This is a genomic window from Macrococcus lamae, from assembly GCF_004359545.1.
Classification (GTDB): domain Bacteria; phylum Bacillota; class Bacilli; order Staphylococcales; family Staphylococcaceae; genus Macrococcus; species Macrococcus lamae.
This window is the reverse complement of record NZ_SCWB01000017.1, coordinates 1-26,322: the sequence shown is the minus strand read 5'-3', so window position 1 is coordinate 26,322 and position 26,322 is coordinate 1. Positions and strand designations below refer to the sequence as shown.

The 26,322-nt window shown below is 41.3% G+C and carries 27 protein-coding genes; 7 read left to right on the top strand and 20 right to left on the bottom strand.

Annotation, left to right across the window (positions count from 1 at the left end):
• Nucleotides 1-7: 7 nt before the first annotated feature.
• The 10 genes from fabG to ERX29_RS09505 form a co-directional block, all read right to left on the bottom strand.
• Entirely contained in the window at nt 8-742 is a 735-nt protein-coding gene (gene fabG / locus ERX29_RS09550) for a 3-oxoacyl-[acyl-carrier-protein] reductase (protein ID WP_243720027.1), read from the bottom strand.
• Nucleotides 742-1,656 (bottom strand): ACP S-malonyltransferase, encoded by a 915-nt coding sequence (gene fabD, locus ERX29_RS09545; protein WP_133444452.1) that lies wholly within the window; start codon nt 1,654-1,656, stop codon nt 742-744. The genes fabG and fabD overlap by 1 nt, the downstream gene beginning before the upstream one ends.
• Nucleotides 1,649-2,632 carry a phosphate acyltransferase PlsX gene (plsX, locus tag ERX29_RS09540; protein WP_133444451.1) on the bottom strand — a complete coding sequence of 328 codons (984 nt, stop codon included), beginning with the start codon at nt 2,630-2,632 and terminating at the stop codon, nt 1,649-1,651. Before plsX ends, fabD begins: the two co-directional genes overlap by 8 nt.
• On the bottom strand, nt 2,625-3,197 hold the full coding sequence (gene fapR / locus ERX29_RS09535; RefSeq protein ID WP_133444450.1) for a transcription factor FapR: 573 nt from the start codon (nt 3,195-3,197) through the stop codon (nt 2,625-2,627). Before fapR ends, plsX begins: the two co-directional genes overlap by 8 nt.
• A gap of 148 nt (nt 3,198-3,345) precedes the next feature.
• Nucleotides 3,346-3,966, bottom strand: a complete 621-nt coding sequence (locus ERX29_RS09530) for a class A sortase (RefSeq protein ID WP_133444449.1) — start codon at nt 3,964-3,966, stop codon at nt 3,346-3,348.
• A gap of 50 nt (nt 3,967-4,016) precedes the next feature.
• Nucleotides 4,017-6,059 (bottom strand): ATP-dependent DNA helicase RecG, encoded by a 2,043-nt coding sequence (gene recG, locus ERX29_RS09525; protein WP_133444448.1) that lies wholly within the window; start codon nt 6,057-6,059, stop codon nt 4,017-4,019.
• Complete coding sequence (sdaAA, locus tag ERX29_RS09520; protein ID WP_133444447.1) at nt 6,037-6,927, bottom strand: L-serine ammonia-lyase, iron-sulfur-dependent, subunit alpha; 891 nt, start codon at nt 6,925-6,927, stop codon at nt 6,037-6,039. The genes recG and sdaAA overlap by 23 nt, the downstream gene beginning before the upstream one ends.
• A 10-nt stretch (nt 6,928-6,937) precedes the next feature.
• Nucleotides 6,938-7,603: an L-serine ammonia-lyase, iron-sulfur-dependent subunit beta gene (gene sdaAB / locus ERX29_RS09515; protein ID WP_133444446.1), complete on the bottom strand. Its 666-nt coding sequence runs from the start codon at nt 7,601-7,603 to the stop codon at nt 6,938-6,940.
• A gap of 222 nt (nt 7,604-7,825) precedes the next feature.
• Nucleotides 7,826-9,463 (bottom strand): DAK2 domain-containing protein, encoded by a 1,638-nt coding sequence (locus ERX29_RS09510; protein WP_133444445.1) that lies wholly within the window; start codon nt 9,461-9,463, stop codon nt 7,826-7,828.
• A gap of 14 nt (nt 9,464-9,477) precedes the next feature.
• Entirely contained in the window at nt 9,478-9,852 is a 375-nt protein-coding gene (locus tag ERX29_RS09505) for an Asp23/Gls24 family envelope stress response protein (RefSeq protein WP_133444444.1), read from the bottom strand.
• Between the two features lie 213 nt (nt 9,853-10,065).
• Between ERX29_RS09505 and ERX29_RS09500 the strand changes: the two genes are divergently transcribed.
• The 4 genes from ERX29_RS09500 (at nt 10,066) to rpmB (ending at nt 13,365) form a co-directional block, all read left to right on the top strand.
• Entirely contained in the window at nt 10,066-10,977 is a 912-nt protein-coding gene (locus tag ERX29_RS09500; RefSeq protein ID WP_133444443.1) for an AAA family ATPase, read from the top strand.
• A complete protein-coding gene (locus ERX29_RS09495) occupies nt 10,952-12,088 on the top strand; it encodes a DUF58 domain-containing protein (RefSeq protein ID WP_133444442.1) in 1,137 nt (378 codons plus the stop codon). The genes ERX29_RS09500 and ERX29_RS09495 overlap by 26 nt, the downstream gene beginning before the upstream one ends.
• The gene (locus ERX29_RS09490) at nt 12,085-13,089 is read left to right on the top strand and encodes a hypothetical protein (RefSeq protein ID WP_133444441.1); all 1,005 of its coding nucleotides are present in this window, start codon (nt 12,085-12,087) and stop codon (nt 13,087-13,089) included. Before ERX29_RS09495 ends, ERX29_RS09490 begins: the two co-directional genes overlap by 4 nt.
• Nucleotides 13,090-13,176: 87 nt before the next feature.
• A complete protein-coding gene (gene rpmB / locus ERX29_RS09485; RefSeq protein ID WP_133444440.1) occupies nt 13,177-13,365 on the top strand; it encodes a 50S ribosomal protein L28 in 189 nt (62 codons plus the stop codon).
• A 65-nt stretch (nt 13,366-13,430) separates the two neighbouring features.
• Here the strand turns inward: rpmB and ERX29_RS09480 are convergent, their stop codons facing one another.
• The 5 genes from ERX29_RS09480 to ERX29_RS09460 form a co-directional block, all read right to left on the bottom strand.
• Complete coding sequence (locus ERX29_RS09480; protein WP_133444439.1) at nt 13,431-14,066, bottom strand: thiamine diphosphokinase; 636 nt, start codon at nt 14,064-14,066, stop codon at nt 13,431-13,433.
• A gap of 1 nt (nt 14,067) precedes the next feature.
• Nucleotides 14,068-14,715 carry a ribulose-phosphate 3-epimerase gene (rpe, locus tag ERX29_RS09475; RefSeq protein ID WP_133444438.1) on the bottom strand — a complete coding sequence of 216 codons (648 nt, stop codon included), beginning with the start codon at nt 14,713-14,715 and terminating at the stop codon, nt 14,068-14,070.
• Entirely contained in the window at nt 14,715-15,590 is an 876-nt protein-coding gene (rsgA, locus tag ERX29_RS09470; protein ID WP_133444437.1) for a ribosome small subunit-dependent GTPase A, read from the bottom strand. The genes rpe and rsgA overlap by 1 nt, the downstream gene beginning before the upstream one ends.
• A gap of 80 nt (nt 15,591-15,670) precedes the next feature.
• Nucleotides 15,671-17,014 (bottom strand): HAMP domain-containing sensor histidine kinase, encoded by a 1,344-nt coding sequence (locus ERX29_RS09465; protein WP_133444436.1) that lies wholly within the window; start codon nt 17,012-17,014, stop codon nt 15,671-15,673.
• Entirely contained in the window at nt 17,007-17,672 is a 666-nt protein-coding gene (locus tag ERX29_RS09460; RefSeq protein ID WP_133444435.1) for a response regulator transcription factor, read from the bottom strand. The genes ERX29_RS09465 and ERX29_RS09460 overlap by 8 nt, the downstream gene beginning before the upstream one ends.
• A gap of 81 nt (nt 17,673-17,753) precedes the next feature.
• Between ERX29_RS09460 and ERX29_RS09455 the strand changes: the two genes are divergently transcribed.
• Both ERX29_RS09455 and ERX29_RS09450 read left to right on the top strand, forming a co-directional pair.
• Nucleotides 17,754-18,800: an ABC transporter permease gene (locus tag ERX29_RS09455; RefSeq protein ID WP_133444434.1), complete on the top strand. Its 1,047-nt coding sequence runs from the start codon at nt 17,754-17,756 to the stop codon at nt 18,798-18,800.
• A 1-nt stretch (nt 18,801) separates the two neighbouring features.
• Nucleotides 18,802-19,470 (top strand): ABC transporter ATP-binding protein, encoded by a 669-nt coding sequence (locus ERX29_RS09450; RefSeq protein WP_133444433.1) that lies wholly within the window; start codon nt 18,802-18,804, stop codon nt 19,468-19,470.
• Between the two features lie 62 nt (nt 19,471-19,532).
• Here the strand turns inward: ERX29_RS09450 and ERX29_RS09445 are convergent, their stop codons facing one another.
• Nucleotides 19,533-21,524, bottom strand: coding sequence for a KUP/HAK/KT family potassium transporter (locus tag ERX29_RS09445; protein WP_133444432.1), 1,992 nt, complete (start codon nt 21,522-21,524; stop codon nt 19,533-19,535).
• Nucleotides 21,525-21,698: 174 nt separating this feature from the next.
• On the opposite strand from ERX29_RS09445, the gene ERX29_RS09440 reads away from it, so the two are divergent.
• A complete protein-coding gene (locus tag ERX29_RS09440; RefSeq protein WP_133444431.1) occupies nt 21,699-22,004 on the top strand; it encodes a rhodanese-like domain-containing protein in 306 nt (101 codons plus the stop codon).
• A gap of 71 nt (nt 22,005-22,075) precedes the next feature.
• Here the strand turns inward: ERX29_RS09440 and ERX29_RS09435 are convergent, their stop codons facing one another.
• From ERX29_RS09435 to ERX29_RS11010, 4 genes are all read right to left on the bottom strand, one after another.
• Nucleotides 22,076-23,353 carry a cytochrome P450 gene (locus ERX29_RS09435; RefSeq protein ID WP_133444430.1) on the bottom strand — a complete coding sequence of 426 codons (1,278 nt, stop codon included), beginning with the start codon at nt 23,351-23,353 and terminating at the stop codon, nt 22,076-22,078.
• Between the two features lie 45 nt (nt 23,354-23,398).
• The gene (locus tag ERX29_RS09430; RefSeq protein WP_133444429.1) at nt 23,399-24,322 is read right to left on the bottom strand and encodes a hypothetical protein; all 924 of its coding nucleotides are present in this window, start codon (nt 24,320-24,322) and stop codon (nt 23,399-23,401) included.
• Nucleotides 24,323-24,459: 137 nt separating this feature from the next.
• On the bottom strand, nt 24,460-25,797 hold the full coding sequence (gene sdrM / locus ERX29_RS09425) for a multidrug efflux MFS transporter SdrM (RefSeq protein ID WP_133444428.1): 1,338 nt from the start codon (nt 25,795-25,797) through the stop codon (nt 24,460-24,462).
• 69 nt (nt 25,798-25,866) lie between these two features.
• On the bottom strand, nt 25,867-26,028 hold the full coding sequence (locus ERX29_RS11010; RefSeq protein ID WP_165981126.1) for a hypothetical protein: 162 nt from the start codon (nt 26,026-26,028) through the stop codon (nt 25,867-25,869).
• Nucleotides 26,029-26,322: the final 294 nt, after the last annotated feature.

Below are 26,322 nucleotides of genomic sequence, written 5' to 3'. Positions count from 1 at the left end.
CGGTCAATTATTGCATTACCATGCCGCCATTGACGTGCAGGACTTGTCCTGTTATATATTTTGCCTTATCAGACGCTAAAAAGCTAGCAGCATATGCAATATCCTCTACTTCGCCGAATGTTCCGAGAGGGATCTGCGTCTTCATAGCAGATTGTATTTCATCATTTAACTGGTCTGTCATGTCAGAGATGATGAAACCGGGTGCTATCGCATTGACTGTAATATGACGAGAGGCAAGTTCACGGGCAAATGTCTTTGTCAGCCCTTCAACGCCTGCTTTAGCAGCGACGTAGTTTGCCTGCCCTGCATTGCCGATCGTACCGACGACGCTGCTGATATTGATGATCGTCCCGCTGCGCTGCTTCAATAACTGCCGCGTAACGCCTTGAACGACATTGAACACACCAGTCAGGTTAGTGTCAATGACGTCACTCCATTCATCAGCCTTCATCCGCATCATCAAATTATCGCGGGTAATCCCTGCATTATTGACGACACAATCAATCGTGCCAAATTTCTCAATCGTTTCCTTGACCATCGCAGACACTTCTTCTTTGACAGCTACATTCGCCTGAATCGCGACTGCTTCCTGGCCGAGTGCCTGAATTTCTTTTACGACTTCATCAGCTTTATCCTTGCTGCCGGCATAATTGACGACAACATTAAAGCCATCTTTTGCGAGCTGCAGTGCAATCGCTTTACCGATTCCTCTTGAAGCGCCAGTTACTAATGCTGTTGTCATTATTCATTCCACCCTTTAATTTCTTCTACTGTACCGATCGCTGTTATCGTCACATCACGATTAATTTTTTTGACGAGACCGCTCAATACTTTATTCGGTCCGATTTCAACGAATTCTGTTACACCTTGTTCAATCAGAAACATGATTGACTCTTCAAAGCGGACAGGTGAATACAGCTGCTTAATCAGCTCCTGTTTAATCTGTTCCTTATCTGTTGCAGGTCGAGCCGTTGTATTCTGGACGACCGGAACTACAGCATCATTGAATTCAAACTGATCAAGAAATGCTGAAAACTCATCACTAATGACTTCCATCATCGATGAATGAAACGGACCTGATACATTGAGTGGAAGGACACGTTTTGCGCCGAGCGATTTTCCATCACGGACCAGTTCATCAATCTTTGACTGATGACCTGAAACGACTATTTGTCCAGGACAGTTTAAGTTAGCAGGTTCTATTTTTAAGTCAGCAGTCGACAATTTGTCACAAATCGCTTTGACTTCTGGTTCGTTCAAGCCTAGAACGGCAGCCATCGAGCCGGTTCCTTTCGGGAAGGCCGTCGCCATTAAAGCCCCGCGTTTTGCGACGATCTGCACTGCATCTTCAGCTGACATCACACCACTTGCAACCAGTGCTGCATATTCGCCTAAACTGTGACCGACTGTATAATCGAACTCAATGGACAACTCGTTCAGTACAGCAGTGCTGTGACTGACGATAGCAGGCTGAGTATACTGAGTCAGGCCAAGTTTTTCCTCGTTATTGAACATGAGATCAGTCACATCAAACTCCAGCTTTGAATTCAGCTGTTCTAGAAAATCATGTCCTGTCTTTAGTTCGTTATAAATATCCTGAGCCATACCAAGCTTCTGGGCACCTTGGCCCGGGAACAGCAATGCACGTTTAGTCATTTTGGACAACCTCTCGTTTCATAGTCTCTAACACATTCATCTCAACGGTTTCCTTTGCCTGACGAAGCGCACTGAAAATGGCTCTGCCATTAGAGGAACCATGGGCTTTTATGACGATTCCGTTCAAACCGAAGAGCACTGCGCCACCGTACTCAGAATAATCCATCTTGTCTTTGACAAGATTCATATCTTTTTTTAGGACACCTGCCGCCAGTTTGTTTTTCACATTTTTAGTCAGCTGAACTTTCAGCATTTTAAAGATGCTATTAGCAGTACCTTCCAGTGATTTAAGGACCATGTTACCCGTAAAGCCGTCTGTTACAACGACATCAGCAGCACTGAACAGCAAATCCTTAGCTTCTACATTGCCGATGAAGTTCAGTTGGTCTTTCGCCTTCAGCAAAGTGAAAGCTTCCCGGGTCAGAATGTTACCTTTCTTATCTTCTGTCCCGATATTGAGCAGGCCAATCGTCGGCCGGTCTATCTTACGTATAGCCTGAGCATAGACATTACCCATCACCGCATATTGTTCAAGATGCTCAGGCTTCGCATCAGCATTCGCACCCATGTCCAAAAGGATAAACCCTTTATCATCGACTGTTGGTAATGTCAGCGCAAGTGCCGGTCTTTCCACACCGGGTAGACGCCCGACGATGAAAAGTCCGGACGACATAAGAGCGCCTGTATTTCCGGCAGAAACACAGGCGTCTGCTTCACCATATTTAACTGCCTCAGCCATTCTAACCATAGATGAATCCTTTTTACGACGAATTGCTCGAACAGGTTCATCGTCCATGACAATTACTTCTGAACAGTGCTGAAACTGGATACGGTCATGATTCAGATGATACTTATTCTTATCCCCAAACAACAGAATCTCTACATCCTCATACTCTTCCAGAAGCATCTGAATACCTTCCAGTACGACATCAGGAGCATTGTCGCCACCCATCATGTCAACAGCAATTTTAACCATTATTTTCACCTTCGCTCACATAATACATTTCAAATTTACCTTTAAATACTAACCGTTGTTTCACAGTGCTCACTACTTCTATGACCGCTCTATTATTTTTCTTTTCCACAAGTGTCGCTTTTGTAATCACCCGGTCTCCGAGTGTCACTGGTCTGACGAATTTCACTTCGCTCCTGGCGGTCAATGCCAGTTCATCATCCATCACTGCTACACACAGCGAGTTAGCCTGTGCAAACAGAAAGTGTCCACGCGCAATCTTATTGCGGTGAAAGACATGCTCATCTTGAATATCCAGTATAGAAATCGCCACTTTATCAAGCTGAAGCTCAATGATTTCACCGATGACTTCATCAATCGGCAGCGCTTTGACTTCATCTCTGTTCTGATAAGCCACATCTTTAATTCGTTCACGCAGCTCCGGAATATTTTTTTCAAGTCTATCCAGTCTAATCGTCTGAATACTGACATTAAACGTCTGACTCAGTGCTTCATCTGTGAGAAACGGGTTGTCCTCTAGAATTGACTGAAGTTGCTGCTGTCGTTCTATTTTCGTTAATTTTTTCATCATTTCAAGTCCTGTCTTAGTAGTTGGTACTAATACTTGTGTTCAGTATAAATGACTTTAAATATTTGTGCAATCATTAACAGATAGTAGTGTAACACTTCTCATCAATAAAAATAGCCATCGAAGTGACTGTTCACCTCAATGACTTTTAGGCTTCTTTAACAATTCTAGCTTTAACAATCATACGTTTTTCAAATAACAAGGTGGCCGGATTATAAGATTCACAAGTGATGAGCGTCAGCTCCTGTGGCTTTCCTTTGTGCTCATCCAGTACATTCACTTCAGAAGGATTGACGTTGAAGATATTATAAATTTTATACGTTTTTTCTCCTTGCCGGGTCATCAGAATGATTTTGTCGCCTTTTCGCACACGGTCGAGATAATTAAATCTGATGCCGGCTCCTTCGACTCGGTGGCCTGCAATAGCGACGTTCTGTTCAGTCAGTTTCTCTCCTTGTTCAACAAGGGTCACTCCATTTTTTAAGTTAGCCTGAGTTGCTGGTCCTTTAAGCAGTGGTTCGTTAATATCAGCCGCCGGTATTTTTAAATAGCCGAGCATATTTTTCTTTAACTTGAGCTTTTCCGGCTCAGTTTTAGTGATCCATTTTTCGAGCTGATTCACTTGAGGTGCCGCATCTTTTTTTTCGTAGGCGGCAATCATCTTATTGTTGACGCTGTCAGTAAAGTAAGCGCGTATATTCTGCCAGAAAATTAAAACGAGTGCTGCTGCAATTAAAATGATACCGAGAAATCTTATGAATCCTCTCATCTGCCCGTTCCTCCAATCAGTTCAAAAATACATGCGCCACTCTATTGTTGTCAATCTATTTCCATGTCATTCAACTCTAACTGCACACGATTCTTCAGTCCTGAATTTTCCGGCTTATCTATTTCACCATTCAGGATGATTGCCGCTGCTTCATCCCGTGCCACTTCAAGCATGCGGTAATCCTCTACGATATCAGCGACTTTAAAATCTGGAAGGCCGCTTTGTTTCACACCGAAAAAGTCACCAGGACCTCTCATCTCAAGATCTTTTTCACTGAGCTGGAAACCATCTGTCGTCTGACACATGATCTGCATCCGTTCTATACCCGTCTCAGTTGAAGGGTTACTGATGAGAATGCAGTAACTTTGCTGGTCGCTTCGGCCAACGCGTCCACGCAGCTGATGCAGTGTCGACAAGCCGAACCGCTCTGCATCAATGATAATCATCATCGTAGCATTCGGTACATTGACCCCGACTTCGACGACTGTCGTCGAAACTAGAATAGACAGCTCATGCTTGCTGAATCGTTCCATAACAGCGTCCTTCTCCTCAGATGACATCCGTCCGTGAAGGAGACCGACCTTTTCTGTCCCGAATTGCTGACAGAACTGCTCGTACACTTCCACTGTATTTTGAACATCCAGTTTTTCTGACGCTTCAATGAGCGGACAGATGACATAAGCCTGTCTTCCTTTATTCAGTTCTTCTAATGTTTTGCCATATATGATCTGCATTTCCTCGTGTTTTGCCCACGAAGTGATAATGGGTTTACGTCCTTTCGGCATCTCGCGGATGGTCGTCACATCCATTTCACCGAACACTGATATGGCGAGCGTTCTCGGAATGGGTGTCGCAGTCATGAACAGCACATTGGCTTCTGCACCTTTTTCACGTAGCCTTTTCCGCTGATTAACGCCGAAACGATGCTGCTCGTCAGTAATAACAAGACCTAATCTTTGAAACAGCACTTCATCCTGAATCAATGCATGCGTTCCGACGATGACATCAATTTCTCCCGCGGCAAGCTGTGCCAGCAATATCTGTCTTTTTTTGCCTTTAACTGAACTTGTCAGGAGTGCTATACGTACGTCATTGTGATAAAGCATGGCGAGACTTTCTGCATGCTGTTCTGCAAGTATCTCTGTCGGTACCATCAATGCGCTCTGAAATCCTGCTGTTTTCATGGCAAACATCGCAATAGCCGCGACCACTGTTTTACCAGAACCAACGTCACCTTGAAGCAGCCGGTTCATCCGTATGGGCAGTTTAATGTCTCTGAATATTTCATTGACGCTCTTTTTCTGAGCTTCCGTCAGTTCAAAAGGCAGTGTCCCGATAAAATCCTTGACGGCATTGATGTCATAATCAATACCGACCGATAAGCCTGTCGCATGTTCTTTCATATTCAGCATTCTCATTTTCAGCTGAAATAAAAACAACTCACAAAAAGCAAAAGTTCGTTTAGCCTGCTTTAAACTTGTATATTCCTCTGGAAAATGAAGGACTTCAATGGCCTGCTTTAAATCCCAGAGCTTATATTTTTTTGACAATTCATCTGGTATCATCGGTGTAATCTCAGTGAGTTCAAGTGCCTGTGTCACGAGTTTCTGAAACTGCTTCGGCTTCAGCTGTCCTTTGAGACTATACTGTGGTACTAGTGCCAAATCCGAATCATCGTTAACGGTTTTAGAAAATTTACTGCCTTGAATAATCTGCTTCGACCGCTGCCATTTTCCCGTAACTGATACTGTATCACCTATGACTACCTGGTGCTTTAAGTACGGCTGATTAAAAAACTCAACTCTGACTGCCACTTGATTGACGAGCATGTGGAATGCAATCTTTGAGCGGTTACGCCCGAAATAACTAAGCTGCGGAGAACTGTAAACTTCCCCTGCAACTGTTATTTTCTCTCCATCTGCTGCTGTGTTAATATCGACAATCGATTCATCTTCATAACGATATGGGAGATGGAGCAGGATGTCGTTCAATGAATGTATGCCAAGGTCATTCAGTTTAATGACTGTCTGTGGTCCGACACCCTTTAATTCAGTTAGTGGAAATTCAGATTCAATTAAATGTTGGTTGTGCATTCGATCCGAAAATTCTTTCTTTCATTTCCTGTCCTGTCTTAGTTCCGGCAAGACCACCACGACCCGTTTCACGCAGTGCACTTGGCATAGTCTGCCCGATTTTGTACATCGCTTCAATCACTTCATCAGTCGGAATGCGACTTTCAATTCCTGCAAGTGCCATGTCAGCAGAGACAATCGCATTAGAAGCACCTGCTGCGTTACGTTTGACACATGGCACTTCTACCAGACCCGCGACAGGATCACATACAAGACCCAGCATGTTCTTCATACAGATGGCAAATGCGTGGGCCGATTGTTTAGGTGAACCGCCGGCCATTTCAACAATAGCTGCTGCTGCCATAGCCGCAGCTGAACCGACTTCAGCCTGACAACCACCGGCCGCACCTGAAATAGAAGCGTTGTTCGCAACGACAAAACCGAAGGCGCCTGTTGTAAACAGGAAATTCACCATATCTTCACGCGATGCATTCAATTTATTCTTAACAGCGAACAATGTTCCTGGCACTACTCCAGCTGATCCTGCAGTCGGTGTAGCGCAAATTAATCCCATAGCGGCATTTACTTCGTTTGTCGCGACGGCTTTTGCGACAGCATCGAGGAGTAGTTCGCCGCTTAACATGTTACCTTTATTGATATATTCACGCATTTTGACAGCATCCATTCCTGTCAGACCTGTCGGACTCTGTACACCATTCAGCCCGCGTTCAACTGCCTGTTCCATCACTTCAAGATTGCGTTCCATTCCGCTGAATATCTCTTCGTAAGAACGTTTAGATACCGTCATCTCCTGTTCTATCATCACTTCAAAGATTTTTTTATTTTCTGTTTCACATATCTCAACTAATTCTGCTACGCTTTTAAACATATTATCCTCCTTACGACTCTTCCATCAAAGTTACCGTCTGTATTCCTTGACAGGATCTAATTTCATTTAAAATGTCTTCAGTAATTTCATCATCCAGTTCACATGTCATCAAGGCGATATCTCCTTTTTCTTTACGAGAAACCTGCATCTGACCAACATTGATATGGTGTCTTCCTAAAATTTGCGTCACATTGGCGATCGAGCCGAACGTGTCCTGGTGGAAGACGAGAAGTGTAGGATAATTACCAGAAATCGCAAGAGGAAAACCGTTTAGAGCGACGATTTCAATCTTACCGCCACCTATAGAAATCCCTTCAATCGTCAACTCTTTGTCACCATCAGACATATGAACCACTGCGGTGTTAGGATGACTTTTCTCTTCACTCATCTCAATAAATGAGACAACCATCCCCGTTTCTTTAGCGATGTTCAGAGCATCCGGAATACGTGAATCATCCGTATCGAATCCCATAAGTCCCCCCACTATGGCAACATCCGTTCCATGTCCTTTATACGTCTCCATAAATGAGCCATATAAATAGATATCGGCTTGACTAGGTGTTCCACCGAATAAATCACGGGCCACAAGACCGATTCTGACTGCTCCTGCTGTATGTGAAGATGATGGTCCGACCATAACAGGACCAATAATATCGAATACACTTCTATATTTCATCGTTACCTACCCCTTTAAACCTTATAATATATTGATTATACCATCATTTGATCTATAATTGCTGTCTGACAGTTCTGCGTTAACGAATATAAGATAGCGTTTTCAATTAAATTAATATTTTCGCCATCAATAGACTAACATCATTTGTATTTCACCACAACTTGTTCGGGTTATGAACACAAAAAGACTCATGAACTTATAGGTCCATGAGCACTTAATCAATTATTCCACCGCAAACATAAAACTATAGATCGGCTGTCTACCGTCCTGTACCTCAACTTCAATATCCGGATAATTGTCAGTTAAATGGTCGGCAAGTGCATTGACATCTGTGTCGGCTGCATCCTCACCTTTAAAGATAGTAACTATTTCACTATCTTCGTCTATCATCGCATGAAGCAGTTCCATACACACTTTCTGCTGGTCTTCATCTGACACTGTTATCTTGCTTTCAAACAGTCCCATATATGCACCTTTCTTAATATCAACGCCGTCAATCGCTGTATCACGAACTGCATAAGTGACAGAGCCTGATTTCACGTGTTTCAGTGCTTCTGTCATCTGTTCTTTATTATCATCAAGATCTGAATCCGTTATATAGGATAACATTGCTGTTACACCTTGCGGAATTGTCTTTGAAGGAATCACTGCAACAGGCACTGATACGACAGATGCAGCCTGTTCTGCTGCCATAATGATATTTTTATTATTCGGTAGAATGATCGCTTCTTTACATTTAGAGGCTTCAATCACTTTGACAATGTCTTCTGTTGATGGATTCATTGTCTGACCGCCACTGATGACATGTGTCGCACCGATTGATTCAAATAGTTCTGTAATACCTTCACCCATTGAAATCGTGATAACCGCTTTTTCCACTTCTTTGACAGCAGAAGACCGGCTGCCGCGTTTACGCAGTACTTCCCGGTGCTGTTCACGCATATTGTCCACTTTGATTTTGATAATCTCGCCGTACTGGCTGCCGTATGTTAGAGCCTCACCCGGCGTTTCTGAATGAACGTGTGTTTTAACGATTTCCTCATCTGAAATAACTAACAGAGAATCACCGAACTTCGCCATATCATTTCTAAACGCCTCTTCATCAAATGATTTCATGCCCGGCTTGAATCTAACCATAAACTCTGTACAAAATCCAGGAACAATATCTTCGGTTTTCACGACATCACCGAAATCATGATCATCATTGACAAATGAATCGTCTACCATTTTCTGCGGAGCTGCAATTGCTTCACCTTTCAGCGCTGCAAGAAAGCCGTCATAAACATACATCAATCCTTGCCCACCGCTGTCGACAACGCCGACTTCTTTCAGCACTGGGAGAAGTTCCGGTGTATTTTTCAATGAGATATTTCCCGATTCAACTATTGCTTCCATAACTTCAATGACATCATCGCTTGTTTTAGCTGCTTCCATACCACTTGCACTTGCTTCCCGAGCCACTGTCAGAATCGTTCCTTCAACAGGTTTCATCACTGCTTTATAAGCAGTTTTAACGCCTGAGTCAAAAGCTTTGGCAAATTTCTTCGCATCGATGTCTGCGTGTTCTTCTACTGATTTAGAGAATCCTCTGAATAACTGTGACAAAATAACACCTGAGTTACCACGAGCTCCCATCAGTAATCCTTTAGAAAATGCTTTGCCGACTTGACCGATATGGTCTTCAATATGTGCTTCTGTCTCTTTCGCACCCGATGTCATCGATAAATTCATATTCGTTCCTGTATCACCATCAGGCACAGGGAAAACATTCAGAGAATCCACGTACTCTGCATTCTGAGATAAGTTATTTGCTCCAGCTGAAATCATCTCAGCAAATAGCCTGCCATCAATCTTGTTCATTCAAATGATCCTCCTTATTCTTCCTCGTCCATTTTAATCACACGTACACCTTGTATATAAATATTAACTGAATTGACTTTTAAATTTAACGCTTTTTCAAGAGTGTATTTAACTGCTGATTGCACATTATTGGCAATTTCAGAAATTTTAGTGCCATAAACGACAATAATATACATATCAACATCGAGTTTATCGTCTTTCTGAGAGACGATGACTCCTTTAGAGTAATTATCACGGCGAAGAATATCAGCGATGCCGTCTCTCACTTGATGCTTGCTGGCCATTCCGATGATTCCGTAACATTCTACCGCAGCACCGCCGGCAATCGTAGCAATGACGTCATTAGAAATATCTATGCTGCCGAACTCATTCGTAATTTCTAAAGTCATGTGACCCCTCCTAATTTTTCATTCATCAAGTTATTATACGCAATATTTATCTATAAGTACAAGAAAACTCTTAAAATTAGTAGTGTAATAGTAAGTATTTAATGCTCATCATCAAGCTTCACCATTTTACAATATGATAATAACAGTTCTCATATAAAGTATATTAATATATAATTTTCACAGTATTCAAATTTTTCAAAAAAGGAGAACTTTATGATTAATCAATTACTCCACGAACAGCAAAAAGGTTATATCGGATCAGTTTATGATCTTAAAATGATTCTCTGCGCCTGTCTTAATTACGGTCACGTGCTGCTGGAAGGTCCACCTGGACTCGGAAAAACAAAACTTGCCAATACAATAAGTGAAACATTAGGTGGCACATTTAACCGCATTCAGTTTACACCGGATCTTTTGCCAAGTGATGTAACTGGCATAAAATTTTTCCATCCTGGCACACAATCTTTCGAAATCAAGCAAGGACCTATCTTCACTAATGTCCTGCTCGCTGATGAAATCAACCGCGCAACACCTAAAACGCAGAGCAGTCTGCTTCAGGCGATGCAGGAGCAGCAGGTGACGATTGATGATACAACGTTCAAACTGCCGGATCCATTCATCGTACTTGCCACACAGAACCCGCTTGATCACCAGCAAGGAACATTCCAGCTGCCTGAAGCACAGATGGACCGGTTTATGATCAGAATTTTTATGGGGTATCCTTCCTTCGAAGATGAAATTAAAATTATCAGCGGACATTATCAGGAACGTGTGCATCAAGTGCTTGAATCAACAGAAGCGTTCCAAGCGCTCAGACAGCAGACAAATGAGATTTTCTGTCACGAAGATCTCTATAAATATATCACTTATATCGTCCATCAGACGCGGACGGACCAGGAAATTATCCAAGGATTGAGCCCAAGAGCAGGTATTCACATCGTCGGTATGTCAAAAGCATTTGCATTAATTAATGGACGCGACTATGTGATTCCTGATGACGTCAGAGAAGTAGTTCCGTACATTGCTGTTCACCGAATGACTTATCGCAATGCTCGGCTGTCTGAGGGCGATAAGTTAGCTATGATGAATCGTATAATAGGTGAAATCGATGTTCCGGCGCTCTAAAAAAGTACCTATTGTAGGTCAGGTTTTTATCGATCAGAATGCACAGTTAAAAATGCGTCTCATTATCTTTTTGATGATCATTGCTGTCATTGTCATGCTGCTGACTGACCATTTTGTTATCGCCCTTATTCTGATGATTATTATTCTGATGATTATCCTTGAGAATCGTGAGAACTATCGTTTAATACGATCGATAAAAATAGAAGATGACAGACATCATATTTATCCAGTCGTAGGAAAATGGTTCAACTACACGATTTATATTCGGTCACTAGAACATGTCAACACTACTATGACGCTCCACCTATCTATTTCAAACGGCAGTCATTACTTCTCCAATCATCAAGGAAGTATGTCTTATACACTTGCTGCAACAGGTATATCAAAAATTGATATCCCGATTTTTATTCAAGAACGCGGTGCCTTTCAGATTATTATCCAAAATATCCACCTGCCTGGACAATTCCATATCCAGCAAGTCAACTTCGAACCTAAAACTTATTTAAGCAGACTCTATGCATCATACGGCAATTTTGAAATGCGGTCGATCGATCAGCATGCTGTTGATGAAGTGTCAAACAGGACTGAACATGGTGACAGCATGGAAAAATTTTCGAACAGTCTATATGATTATACGCAACCCTTCAATCAACTGGACTGGCCTGCTACATTGAAATCACAGGCATTGTTGGTGAAACAGACTGAAATTGCTGTCAATCATGCAGTCATTCTTTCTCTGAACGTCGGCAATTACAATACGGTCAATGCTTCGATAGAAAGTGACTTAAGGGAACTGGCTCACTTTGCGTTGACGCTTTATGATCAGGGCAATCCGTTTTATATTGGGATTAATACAATTTCGTATATCACGAGTAATGAGTCACCTATCCTCTATATCAATCAGGAAATCATGAAAGATGAACTGCACCGGTTGATTGCGACGTTTTCACGAGACAGCTATATACTGCCTTATACTAGTCTTATTCAGACGATGACAGAACAGATTCACGAAAACGGAGTATGGTATCATTTTGGTCCAGCAGAACAGTCAGTGAAGGATATGTTCAACAGATGTCTCATTTCACCTGTCTATATGGAGGTAAGCGAATGAATCTTAGATTAATTGCACATATGACTTTAATCACTTTACCTCTCCTCTTAATCGACTGGCATTCCTTGTATATCATACTGCTGACGCCGCTCTGCGTTTATTTTTATGTAGCAGGAAGACGTCAGACCGGTTTGCTCGTGCTGATAGCTGCTAATGTGGTTCTCGCATTTTCAAGCAGCCTGTCATTAATCTATCTGCTGCTGCTGATTGCTCTGATAGTTATCTATTATTCAATGGCTGAGCCGTTTCCACTCCTGCTTTATATTCAATTATTTTATGTTGTTCATGTGATCTTCAATCCAGCGCATCGTGAAATCGCTATCCTTTATGGCATCCATGCTTTATTAATCATTATTCTTATGGTTACAGACCGGTCGACTAAAGATATAAAACCCATTATTTTCCCTGTGATCGCATTGATTATCGGTATTACACTGCTTAAGTTTGTATATCCGTTCATTATCCAGCAGGTGCCGGTGGACTGGATCAGAAAATTTGACTTTGAAATCCGTCCGCTTGATAAGAACGATGACTATGAAAAAATGAACGAAGAACTGAGTAAAAATCGCGAAATACCAAAAGTAGAAAGCACACCAAAAACAAATCCGTCGTTTTATTACATTGTTGGATCCATTGCTCTTGCTGCCGCTGCTTTTGTTATATATAAGTTTAGAAACGCCTTCCACTTCCTTCCGACACCGGCAGTTTCTACTCCTGCCCGTCACCATCAGTTCAGAAACGAGGAGTTTGATTTCCGCTCCTCACTGCCAAAAAGTTATATCAGGCAGTTCAGGCGACTCGAAAAAGCAGGTCTTGAACATTCCATCTATTATGTAACGTCTGACACGTTTCATGATTATTTAAGCCGCTTCAATGGTTCAGAGCAGCTGCTGCAACTGTTCAATGACTGCCGCTACTCCAGTAATCCGGCAGATCAGAGCAAAGCGGTTAAATCAGAAGTCTCGAAGATAATCAGACAGTTAGAAGAATCTCAACAATAAAGTTGCACTGAATCTACTTTTGTGTTAAATTACTATGGTATGTAAAAGATAAGTGTATCTCTATATATCATTAAAGGAGGAAATCACATGGCTAAAGTATGTCACGTTACAGGCCGCAAAGCCGTAACAGGTAACAATCGTTCTCATGCTATGAATGCGAATAAACGTCGCTGGAACGCTAACTTACAAAAAGTTAGAATTCTTGTAGATGGCAAACCGAAACGTGTATGGGTTTCTACTCGTGCATTAAAATCAGGTAAAGTGACTCGCGTTTAATGACTATATAGATACAGAAAAAAAGACCTTTGTGTGGAAGGTCTTTTTTTTTGTGTTCACTTTTATTAATCTCTGCTCTGAACCATGTAAATCATACCGTTTTCTACAGTCACCTCTGCACGGTCAGTGATAAACTCATTGGAAACAGTCCGTGTCCTGCCGAATTCAAGCATGGTACGAGGTAAATGATATTTCAGTCCTTCAATCGTCAGGATGACTTGTTCACCGATAGGCATAAATGAAACATACTTCATTTGTTCAGCATGGGTAATAACATGCGTTCCGGCTGCTAATACTTGAATAATATTCTGCTCGTCAATGATATAAAATTCACTCTCAGAGAGAATCACGTCAGGATGTGCGAGAGACTGGACATTACCGATAAAATGGTCCATCCGTCCACCGGTCGCACCGTGAATAAATACTCTATCATAGTCCAGTGTCAATGCATATCGAATACCGACTTCGAGATCTGTTTCATTCTTTTCAGATGGCAATACCTCTACTTCTAAGTGTTCATTGATCAGCTGGTGTTCTTCAGCAGTCGTTGAATCGAAATCTCCAAAAGCTGCAATCGGTGTGATATGATGTCTAAGTAGTACGACAGTTCCATAGTCAATCCCGAGCCAATCCTCATGAGCAAGCTGCTGTAAAGTGTCTTCATTGATATTATGTGATGTGCAAAGTACATGTAGATCCATATTATTCACCTCTTAATCGACGCACAGGTTCATGATAATCGTCATGCTTAAAGAAATAGGAGCCTGCGACCAGCACGTCTGCACCTCGTTCTCTGCATAATGCTGCTGTTTCGGCGTTAACGCCTCCGTCTACTTCAATTTCATAGGATAACCCATTTGCTTTGCGATAGTCGTCCAGATAACTGATCTTCTCAAGCATACCTTCAATGAATGACTGACCGCCAAATCCTGGATTGACCGTCATAACCAGCACAAGGTCGACTTCTGATAAAATGGGATCAAGTAAATTCACATTTGTTCCAGGGTTAATCGTGACACCTGCTTTTTTATCATGCTGTCTGATCATCTGAAGTACCCGGTGAATATGAGGCGTAGCTTCAAGGTGTACCGTAATGATATCACTCCCGGCATCGGCGAACTGACCGACGAACACTTCAGGATTCGCAATCATCAAATGGCTGTCAATCGGAAGATGCGTTATTTGACGGAGTTGCTCTAAAATCGGCAGACCAAAAGAAATATTAGGCACGAACTGACCGTCCATCACATCAAAATGCAGGTAATCTACACCACTCTCTTCTAATTTCTTTACTTCTTCCTGAAGTTTTGTAAAATCACACGATAATAAGCTCGGAGCAATTTTAACCATTAATATCTCGCCTTTCTCGTCTCTATTTCATTCATCAGCTGCAAGTAATTATCATACCTCGACTGCATAATGTCTCCTGACTGCACAGCGTCTTTAATCGCACATGCCGGCTCATTGACATGCAGACATTCTCTGTATTTGCACTGTTCCTCGCGAGCTGCAAATTCCGGAAAACAGTTTTTCAGCACATATTTGTCAATATGAGCGATATCAAGCGCGCTGAATCCCGGTGTATCCGCTAAATATTTGCCATCCACCTGTATCAACTCGACATGTCTCGTCGTATGTTTACCACGATTTAATGCACTTGAAATCACACCCGTCTCAAGATTGCTGTTAGGTTTCACCGCATTGATGAGAGAAGATTTGCCGACACCGGACTGACCGCTCAATACATTGATGCCATCCACTAATATTTTTGACAGTGCTGATTGATCTTCCAGGTTCGATACAAAATAGGTTCTATATCCAATCGCTTCATAGTCTGCCAGATGTTTTTCAATCACAGCAATCTGCTCATCGTTCAACAGATCCTTCTTGGTAACGATAAGACACGGAGCGATATCAAAGCTTTCAACGATGACCAGAAACTTATCTATCAGATTTTTACTGAATTCCGGTTCCTTAGCACTCATGACGACGAGCACTTGATTGATGTTTGCGACAGGAGGCCTTTTCAGTTCATTGGAACGCGGTTTAAGTTCAGTGATATAACCGTCCGTCTCGTTCTCAATCTGAAATAAAACTTGATCACCGACAAGCGGAGTCAGTCCTTTTTTACGGAAAACACCGCGAGCTCGACACTGAAAGCTTTCTCCTCTACTATCTACATAGTAGAAGCCACTTAATGCCTTATAAATTATTCCTTCTCTCACACAGTCACCTCATTTAAAGTCTTCAATCAGTTTTATTAACATTGTCATAAGTTTAACACAAGTTATAGGTGCAGACATCATCACTGGAAAGTTACTGTGAACGTCGTCCCTTTGCCGGCTTTACTGTCAACTTTGATATCCGCCTGATGAAGGAGGACGATTTCATGGACTATCGCCATACCGAGACCATTAGACGGGACTTCATCTTCATTGACGTCTGCCTTGTAAAATCTTTCAAACAAGTGCATCTTTGTCTCTTCACTCATCCCCTGCCCATGATCACTGACGGTAAGAACTGGATGGCCGTTATTCGACTTTAAGGCGATTCGTATTTCTGCCTCAGGCGGAGAATATTTGACCGCGTTCGATAATAAGTTGGTGACAAGCTGAAATAATAAATCACGGTGTCCATTAATCTGGATATCATCAAGTGCTGCGATGACCAGCTGATCTTTACGGTCCAGCTGATACATCATCGAATGAATCACTTCCTGGATCATGCGTCTTCCATTAAATGAATCACAGGTTAGTTCAATACCTTCATTATCAATGGCAGCAAGCAGCAGCAGCTGGCTCGTTAGCTTGCTGAGGCGTTCAGACTGATGTTCAATCTCAGTAATGAGTGATAGATCCTGCTGGTCTTTCAGCCGACGTGTTAAGCCGAGCAGATTAGTAATCGGTGACTGAATCTCATGGCTGACGTTAGCCACAAAGCGTTCGTTCATCTCCTGATGACTTTTGATTGTTCGGCTCATCTCTTCCATTTCGCGGGCGAGTACACCTATTTCATCCTGTCTTCTGACAGCCGCTACATTGCTGTAATCACCTTGTCTTATACGCTCGGCAAATGATTTCAGTTTGACTACCGGACTGACAATGTTCTTTGAACTGAGCAGAACAAATAACACAGAGAACAACACAATTAACAGCAGCAGTATCGCAAGGAAAATTCGAAATTCTGCCATACTTTGACCGACGTCCGGTCTGATGTAGACATCAAATTCACTGCCTGCCACCTTCATGGTCGTACCGACTGTATTCTCAGTCTCATTGTCAAAGAAGCCAGTGATGATGATGTTAAAAGGTCTATGTTTAATGCCATGATAGGTCTTGTGATTCAATGGGCTGGTCTTCAGGTTATCTACACGAAACGGTGTACCATAAAAAGTCTTTTTACCATGATGTATGGCAATGACCTGAAAGTTTAAGTCAGCCAGCTGGTTAAAGAAATCGGAGCTGCTAATGGTCTGATGCTTCAAAATAAATGCTTTTTGCTGCTCTAGTGTCCTGGTAATGCGCGCATCATTTTCCGGTTTTAAGTAAATATGATAGTAGACATTTGCCAGCATGAACGCAAGAAGACTGCTGAGCAGCATGACAAGAAGCGTCGAAGCGATAAATTGTGTCGACAGTCGTTTAAACATGCTGCACCTTATAACCGACACCGCGCACTGTCATTATTTCTATAGTTGCCTGGGCAGCAGTCAGACGTTTTCTCAGCCGTTTAACATGAACGTCTATCGTTCGCTCGTCCCCATCGAAGTCATAACCCCATATTTCGGTGATGAGAACATCTCTTTTAGCGACTTTCGGTTCATGCGCCATTAATTTATGTAAGAGTTCAAACTCTTTACGCGGCAGGTATAATGTCTGATCATTAATATAGACTTCATAACTTTCATGATTCAGGTCAACATTTCCAAGTTTAAGATGTTCAGGTGACAACTGATAACGACTGAGTACCGCATTGATTCTAAATTGAAGCTCTTCAGTACTGAAGGGTTTCGTCACGTAATCATCGGAACCTGCTTCAAAAGCCTGCCGTTTATCATTGAGCTCACTTCTCGCGGTCAGCATAATTACAGGCTTCTGATAATACTGTTTAATATCCTCGCACAGTAAAAAGCCGTTCATCCCCGGCATCATCACATCAACAACACATAAGTCGATATGTCCTTTGTCAAGCTCTTGAACAGCTTGCTCTGCATCTGCTGCTTCTGTCACTTGATAATCTATCAGACCGTGACTTATCATCTCTCTAATGTTCTTTTCATCATCCACAATTAAAATACTGGGTTTCATGACGTCTCTCCTATAGTTCATATTCTATTCATATAACTTCTTTATACTAACTGTAACATCAGTTATGAAAGGAAGATTACTATGAAACTCGCTTTAAAGGAATTATCTTATTATAAAATGAAATACTTGCTCATAACAGCAATATTATTTCTGCTGGCTTTTCTGGTCTTATTCGTCACAAGCCTGGCACAAGGCTTATCTCAAGATAACATCTCAATGATTGATCATATGAATGCGGAGCGATACGTCATCGCAAAAGATGCCGATCATCAGTTGACGCAATCTGCATTAAGTGAGACAGATGCGGCGATACTGAAAGACAAACACATTGATACGCTATCGATGCAGCTGTTAACGATGACCAATAATATATCTGTTGCAGCTATCTATTCGAAAGAAGCACAGAATCGTACAGTTGTTCAAGGGCATATGCCAAAAACAGAACATGAAATGGCGGTCGATGCGTCACTGCGTGAAACGCTCGATTTAAACGATACAATGACTGTTAAATCAAAGAAATCATCAGATAAACCTATGAAATATCGAATCACCGGATTCATTGAAAAAGAAATGTACGCTCATACACCTGTTGCCGTTGTCACAAAATCTGGATTTGAACGGTTCAATCCGGCAGTCACTCCTAACATCGGATTACTTAAAAAAAATAGCCCATCCTTAAATGACTCGCTGAATTCAGCGGAAGTCATCTCTCAGAATCAGCTGAAAAAAGGGATTCCAAGTTACGAAGCAGAGCAGATGCCATTACAGTTAATGGTCGTGTTTCTATTTGTCATTTCAGCAATCGTCATTTCAGCCTTCTTCTATGTCATCACGATACAGAAGACGAACGAATACGGCATATTAAAAGCGATCGGGATGAAAAACGGTAAAATCGTACGCGTCATCTTGACGGAAATTATATTCACAACATTTGTCGGCGTAGCGACTGCTATTATTCTGACTGTTATCATTGCTCAGTTTATGCCGGTCACGATGCCGTTTCATTTGAACCAGACACTCGTCATAGTGCTTGCAGGATTATTCTTTGTTGTCTCACTGATCGGCGCACTGCTGTCACTCATCAAAGTCATTAAAATAGATCCACAAATTGCGTTAGGAGGAGAATAAAATGCTCTCAATCGAAAATATTTCAAAAACATATGGCACAGGTGAACAGGCGACAACTGTTCTTAAAAACATTAACCTGACCATCAATTCCGGAGAAATCGTTACTCTGTACGGACCGTCAGGATCAGGCAAAAGTACACTGCTTTCGATCATCGGCGCGCTGCTGACACCATCGAGCGGCGATATTATATTGGGCGGCAAATCGTGGCGGACTCTGTCTGATAACGCTAGAACAGACATGAGACTCAAGGAGATCGGTTTTATCTTTCAGTCCTCACACCTTATCCCTTATTTAACCGTTAAAGATCAGTTGACTGCAATTGGTACCGAAGCAGGTCAAAGCACAAAAGAAGCAGCTGTCCGCGCTGAACAGCTGTTAGCTTCCTTCGGTCTTAAACATCGCTTATCCGCTTATCCAAAGGAACTATCCGGAGGAGAAAAACAGCGGACAGCCATTGCTCGGGCATTTATGAATGAGCCGAAACTGATTCTTGCTGATGAACCGACCGCAAGTCTTGATAAAGAGCGCGCATCTGAAGTCGTTGATATGTTGAGACAGCGTGTTAAACAAACGGGGGCAGCGTGTATCATGATCACACATGATCAGCGGCTGTTCTCTTATACAGATAAACTATATCATCTTGAGGACGGATGTATAACAGAAGAATGATTCATTATAGCTATCAAAAAATAATCCCGGATGAAGATAATTACTTCATCCAGGATTATTTTTTATGATTTTATACGTTTAATAGGGGGTGCTTTGTAAGATGGCAGTGAGATCGGTATAGATTCATAGACGACCTCATTAGAAGGAAGTTCAAACCATTTTGTCGGTGAAGCCGTGTATTTCTTCAAGAATATCTTCATCTGCATGATGATACGGTCATACCATTTGATATGTGCATCAATAGGCAGTTCATCCATCAGCAGAATATAAGTGAAGTCACCAATGATCCTTGCAGGATTAGTTCCATAACTGCGCGACTGTTCTGGAATACATCCTTCCCTTACCATATGACCAGCAATTTGTTTAATATACAAATTGATGTTCTGGTGAATTCTGAATCCGAGAATAAGCTGTACTTTAAAGATATTCTCGGTACCGAACTTTTCAATCTGGTAGTTGACCTGGAATGGTTTATCAGATACTTTAACATTGACAAACCAGTAAACGTCGGCTCGTTTTGGCCGGCCATCCAGTATGGATTTCAATGCCTGCTTCTCAATCATCTTCATATCGTCTGTTGTCGATAAGTATACTAAGTTTGTTGCATACTTCGGCAGACTCACATCTTCTGACAATGTCTTCAGTTGATTGACATAAAGATCTACATTGACATCGAACGTACGCTTGTCTTTAATTTTATATCCTTTATACCATACGACCATCAGCATGATTACTGCAACAGATATCAGCACTGCGATGAAACCGCCATGCATAAATTTAGCAAGTCCCGAAATAAAGAACGCGGTTTCCAGTACGAGGAAAAACCCTGTCACTATAATCGTCAGTCCTTTATCGATTTTTCTCATCGATAAGTAATGATAGATTAGAATGGTCGACATCAGCATCGTGACTGTAATGCTCAGACCATATGCTGCTTCCATGTTCACTGATGTTCTAAAATACAGAACAACCAGCACACATAGAATCCATATACTAAATGTTACGGCAGGAATGTACATCTGGCCTTTCATCGTTGACGGATATTTGATATCAAGCTTCGGCAGCAATCTTAAGTGAATCGCTTCTGAGACAAGAGTGAAGCTTCCAGATATTAACGCCTGAGACGCAATAATTGCCGCACACGTCGCTATGATGACGCCAATGACTATGAATGACTCCGGCATAATTTGAAAGAATGGATTGATCTCACGGCTGCCTAACATATCCTGCTGCTTAACATGATTGATAATCCAGGCTGATTGACCGAAATAACTAAGGAGCAGCATGAGTTTGACAAACGGCCACGTTTTATATATAGCATGTTTTCCGACATGTCCCATATCTGAATACAGTGCTTCAGCACCAGTAGTCGATAGAAAGACGGTCCCTAAAATCAACAATCCCATCTTGTTGCTGTCATCGAATAATATACGAATGCCATACATCGGGTTGACTGCTCTTAAAACTGATAAATCAGTCACTAACTGGATCAGGCCGAACAGTCCCATCATTGAGAACCAGACAAGCATAAATGGTCCAAATATTTTACCGATACTACCTGTACCAAATCTCTGAGCAAAAAATATCATCGAGATAATGGAAATCACGATAATGACAATATTCGTCTGATCATTGATGAAGCTATGAGAAAGAGCAGGGATTTCCTGCATTCCTTCTACAGCTGCCGTCACTGTAACCGCGGGTGTCAGCACCCCATCAGCAAGCAGCGCTGCTCCGCCGATAATAGCTGGAACGATCAACCAGCGGCGGTGTTTTCTGACTAAAGTATAAAGACTGAAAATCCCACCTTCTCCGTGGTTATCTGCCTGCATCGCTATTAAAACGTATTTGATAGTAGTGAGTAGAGTTATTGTCCAAATAACGAGCGACAAGCAGCCGATGATATATTCTTCAGTCATCATCTTCATACCACCATTGGTTTCTACAATGGCTTTCATCACATAAAGGGGTGACGTACCGATATCTCCATACACAATTCCCAGTGCAACTAGCATAAGACCGAACTGCCACTGTTTTTTATTAGTTTGAGGCATTATGTTACCTTCTTTTTATTCATTATTTGTTAGCTTACAATGCTATATCATACTGCTGCTCGGGCAATATAGCAATCACTATTTAAAAAAATTTATAAGACATTCTAAACGTTACAAATTTTCAACCCACGGGTATAGTATGAATATATTCAAATAATAAGAAGAGGTGTCAAAATGACTATAAAATCTATAACAACTGATGCACTGCAAGATACTCTCATGGCTGCCACTGATGACATTGTTCTAGACGTCAGAGAAATTGATGAATATAACAATGGACATATTAATGACGCTGTAAATCTCCCACTGTCAACGCTTGACCAGCAGGCAGACACCTTAGATAAAGAAAAAGCTTATTATGTCATCTGTAAACGAGGCGGCCGTTCAACGAAAGCCGCAGAGTACCTCCATGCACAAGGTTATGATGTTACAAATGTAGAAGGTGGAATGGATGACTGGCATAGTGAAATAGAAATTTAAAAAAAGTCCGGAACAGTTATTATTTTCAGTTAAGAAAGATAATAACTTGTTCCGGACCTTTATTATTTAGATTATAATGTACGATCGAAGTTTAAGCGAACGTTTTCGATGTCCATGCCGCTCTTCACACGACCTGGTAATTTTGTACGATCTACTGTGAAGTCCTGTGCTGGAACATCATAAGTGATTTCACGCGCAAAATACTTCATTGTTTCTTCCATGATGATGATCGTCATCCACTCACCTGCACACCGGTGATTCGTGTGATAATCTCCGCCACCTTGAGGAATTAAATCAAACGGTGAGCCATCCCAGTTCTCAAAACGGTCTGGATAGAAGCGTTCCGGATCTTCCCATAAATCTTCACGGTGTAATGTTCCGAAAATATCAAGAACAATCATTGTATCCTGTGGAATGACGTGGCCCTGGAAGTCGATATCAACTTTAGCTTTAGCAGGTAAAAACGGTACGAACGGGAAGTAACGTCTTAACTCCTGTGTAAATTTATAGGCATAATTATTTTCATCCGCAGACACTCTTTCGCGTTCGCCCGGGAATTCATGCAGTGCAAGCACACCATAAGCAACAAAACGGTTGATCGCTACTAACGGACGAATGACATTCATTAAGTCCACAGCCGCAAGTCTTGAATCCATGTAGTTACCTTGGAAGTCTCTCCAGTGACTGAATGAATGAAGCGCTGTTCCTTCTTCTGGATGGATTTTACCTTTACGAGTTGCAATTATCTGCTTCTCAAGGAAATCTTCAACACGTGCACGTGCTTTTTTAGCTTCACGATAGCCTTTATACGCCGTTCCGACTGAACCAAATGAATCGATCATTTTGTCCATATCCATCGCATGCTGTTCAATTTTCTCTGGTTTTTCAGTGACACCTGCCCAGCGGAAGCCAACTTTAGTAAGTAAAATGATGGACTCCTTGTAGACGTTCACTTTCCCCATTAGCTGCATGCGTTCTGTATTCTGGTACCAGAAATTACGAGTTAACTTTCTTAAATATTCAAGATTATTCTCAGTCATCAATGACATGAATAATGACTTTCTATCAATATGAACTTTGCCTGTCGTAGTATGAATCGCACCTTTACCAAAAAGTGTTTTAACAACACGAGGCGGTAAAGTACCTTTACGTTCTATTTTGTCATTATCATAGAATAATTCAGCTGCTTCTTTACCGCTGATGACCATGGCACGTTTTCCACCGAGTACACGTGTCTCAAAAATATCAGAATTGAATTTTTTTGTCCGGTTAGAAACGTATTCATATCCTTCTTTCATGACTGTTAATGTTTTGTCTATTCCCTTATCCACTGGAATGGGCTTGCTCATTAGAATTCCTCCTAAGTACTTAAACTTATTACCTTCATTATAGAATTACTGTTGATTATTAAGACGGTTCAATAAGACATCTATACCGGCTTGTCTGATATCATCCTGTAAAAATGAAGATTCTCTTAATTCTACCATAACATCTGGAAAAACTGTCTTATCTTTATCTGCCGAATAAATAAAAAATTGATTGCCAAGTGCGACTTTCTGCAAAGAGACCGCCTGACCATAAGTTTCACGTCCAACTATTCTTCCCTGACCTTCAAATCGTGAAGCAAGACGCTCAGCACTACCCTTTGTCAAAGCATCGATCAACATAATGAACTCCCTGCCGTTCAGCTGCTCAGCGATCCAGTCCACTTGATTGTCAGGAATTACACCATAGGCAGCTGTCAAATCAATAAGCAGTGTCTCAGCCGGACTATGTAAATACTTGTGCAATGTATCTATAGAATAGACGATAACTTCTGGAAATTGCTCGTGATCTATCACCTCGAGCCCCCTAGTGTCATCATAGACATGAAGTTCAAAGTCATAGAACTGATCACCTCGTTTGACTTGTGCACTATTTTGTTTTCTTAGTATAGTATGCCAGTCCTGTCTTTCAGTAGGTTCGTTGAATAATAGTTTTTGATAGCGTTCCGCCAGCTCGTTGATTGAGTCGCCGGATAATGCAATGATTTCATCACCAACGACAAACTGCAGGTCATCTATCACATCAGTGACTATAAGGGCATCTTTATATCTTCTGACGCGAATCCCATTTGTCCAGTAATGCTGGTCCACATAATCCATTGATTTAACATTAAACTCTCCTAAATACTCGACCATCAACTGTTGGAACGTCAATTCATTGGGTGAGAGCTTCTTAAAAATTTCCTCATAATTATCACTGATTTCATGATTGCTGTATCCCTCTGTTTCCAGTCGTCTTCTGACTTCCCGGAAGATCGCCAGATAATTCTCCATCATGTTCCCCCTTCAATACAATCTATATCTTTATTATAAAACAAAGTACCCTGTTTATAATAATTTTAGCGCATTACTACCGACAACTTTTTACTTTCTCTACAAAAGCCGAGTTGATTTCATCAAATATCATTTTGTCACTTCAAAGTTCGGTTTCCTGCTGTTCTATAAAATAAAGACCAGATTATCATCAATAATATACTGATGAAAAATACAAGTATCATGACGTTATGAATGGAAGCGCTCGTATTAACGAAAGATAGCGCATATACATAGCCCATAACGGTGGAGCCGATTGAATTTCCGAAGCTTTTAGTCAATGTATATAGAGACATCATCCGCTTCATCTGTTCAGGTTTGGATTCTTCCTGAACTGTTACACTATTTTTAGTATAGACAGTACCAAAACTTGCTCCTGCAAGCAATAGACTGGCTGCAGTAAATATTGGCATAGAACTGCCGAAAATCAGGAGAATGCTGCAGATTATCAAACCAGTGAATGATGCCAAATATAAAGATTTCTTAGTTCTTCCAGCTTCAATTCGTGCCAGTGTAAAATTGATCGTTATCCATGCAAGTGACAGCGGAAATATCGTCAATCCACTTTGTAACGGTGACAGTCCTATTTCTTCCTGAAAGTATATCGGCATATATAAATTGAAGCCCATCAGCATAATACCAAACAGAAATTCTGTCATGAAGACTATGATGATGTTGCGATTGAATTCTTTCACCGGAATAAATGGTAACGTTTCAGTTCGTTCAACTTTAAGTAAAAAGCAGCCAAAGAACAGGAAAATGATAAAAGCGATGACGTTGACCATCCAGTTCGATGTATACATCACAGTAACCATAATTGCCGCTATCATTACATAAAACATAGAAATTCCTTTATAATCGAGACGACTGCTCACGAGCACTTCATCTTCAAAATGGAACGTCATTATGACGAGTATCGCAGCCAGAATAGCAATCGGTATATTAATAAAGAACAGCCAGTGCCATGAGGCAATCTCTAAAATAGCGCCGCCGAGAAGCGGTCCAAGTAAACTTGCCACACCCCAGACACTACCAACCATCCCCATCACTTTGTAACGAAACGGAATTTGAAATGCAAGTTTTGGGACAATCTGGCTGAGCGCCATTAATATACCGGAACCCAGCCCCTGAATAAAGCGGGAAGTAACTAGAAAACTGAAGGACTCACTAAGACCTGAGAATAGACTCCCTGCTGTAAATAATATAAGACCTATAATCGTCAAGTAAATAATTTTGACACGGGACAGCAGTTCTCCGACAATTGGATTTGCAATAACAATGGCAATGAAGTATACAGCAAATACTAACGAGATTGAGCCAGTGACGTTCAGATCATTTTTTATTGCCGGCAGCGCTAAAGAAATGATTGATGTTTCTATCGCCGACATGAACATAATTAAAATAAGAGCAATAATAATAATAGTTGATTTTTTCATATCAAACCTCTTTTCCTTAGTGACTAACTTCAAATAAAAACAATAGAGCCGAATTCTTGTGAGCAGCCGTTATTTACTGCTTCCTTTGTTCATCAGCATCATGATGACGAGTCCGACTATAAGCAGCAGCATCGTCAATGCATCATCAAATATATTAAACGCATAACGGCAGAAAAAAAGGATTAATGCATAGAGAAACATCACTAAAATTTTTAAATTTTTATTTGACACGTGTATGACTCCTTAATATATGTTTACATAATATAGCTATTATCTTTTTATCATTATTTAAAAACACCAGTCAACGGGTGTGTCAAGTTAAGTGTGTAAGTTACTCCATATACTTAACCACTCTGTCCTTAATCTGTTCATGAAGAAGAAGCTGGTTCATGACTAATGGGGTGTGTCAAGTTAAGTGTGTAAGTTACTCCATATACTTAACCACTCTGTCCTTAATCTGTTCATGAAGAAGAAGCTGGTTCATGACTAATGACCAGTTGGGAATAAAGCCTGCGGACCATTTCT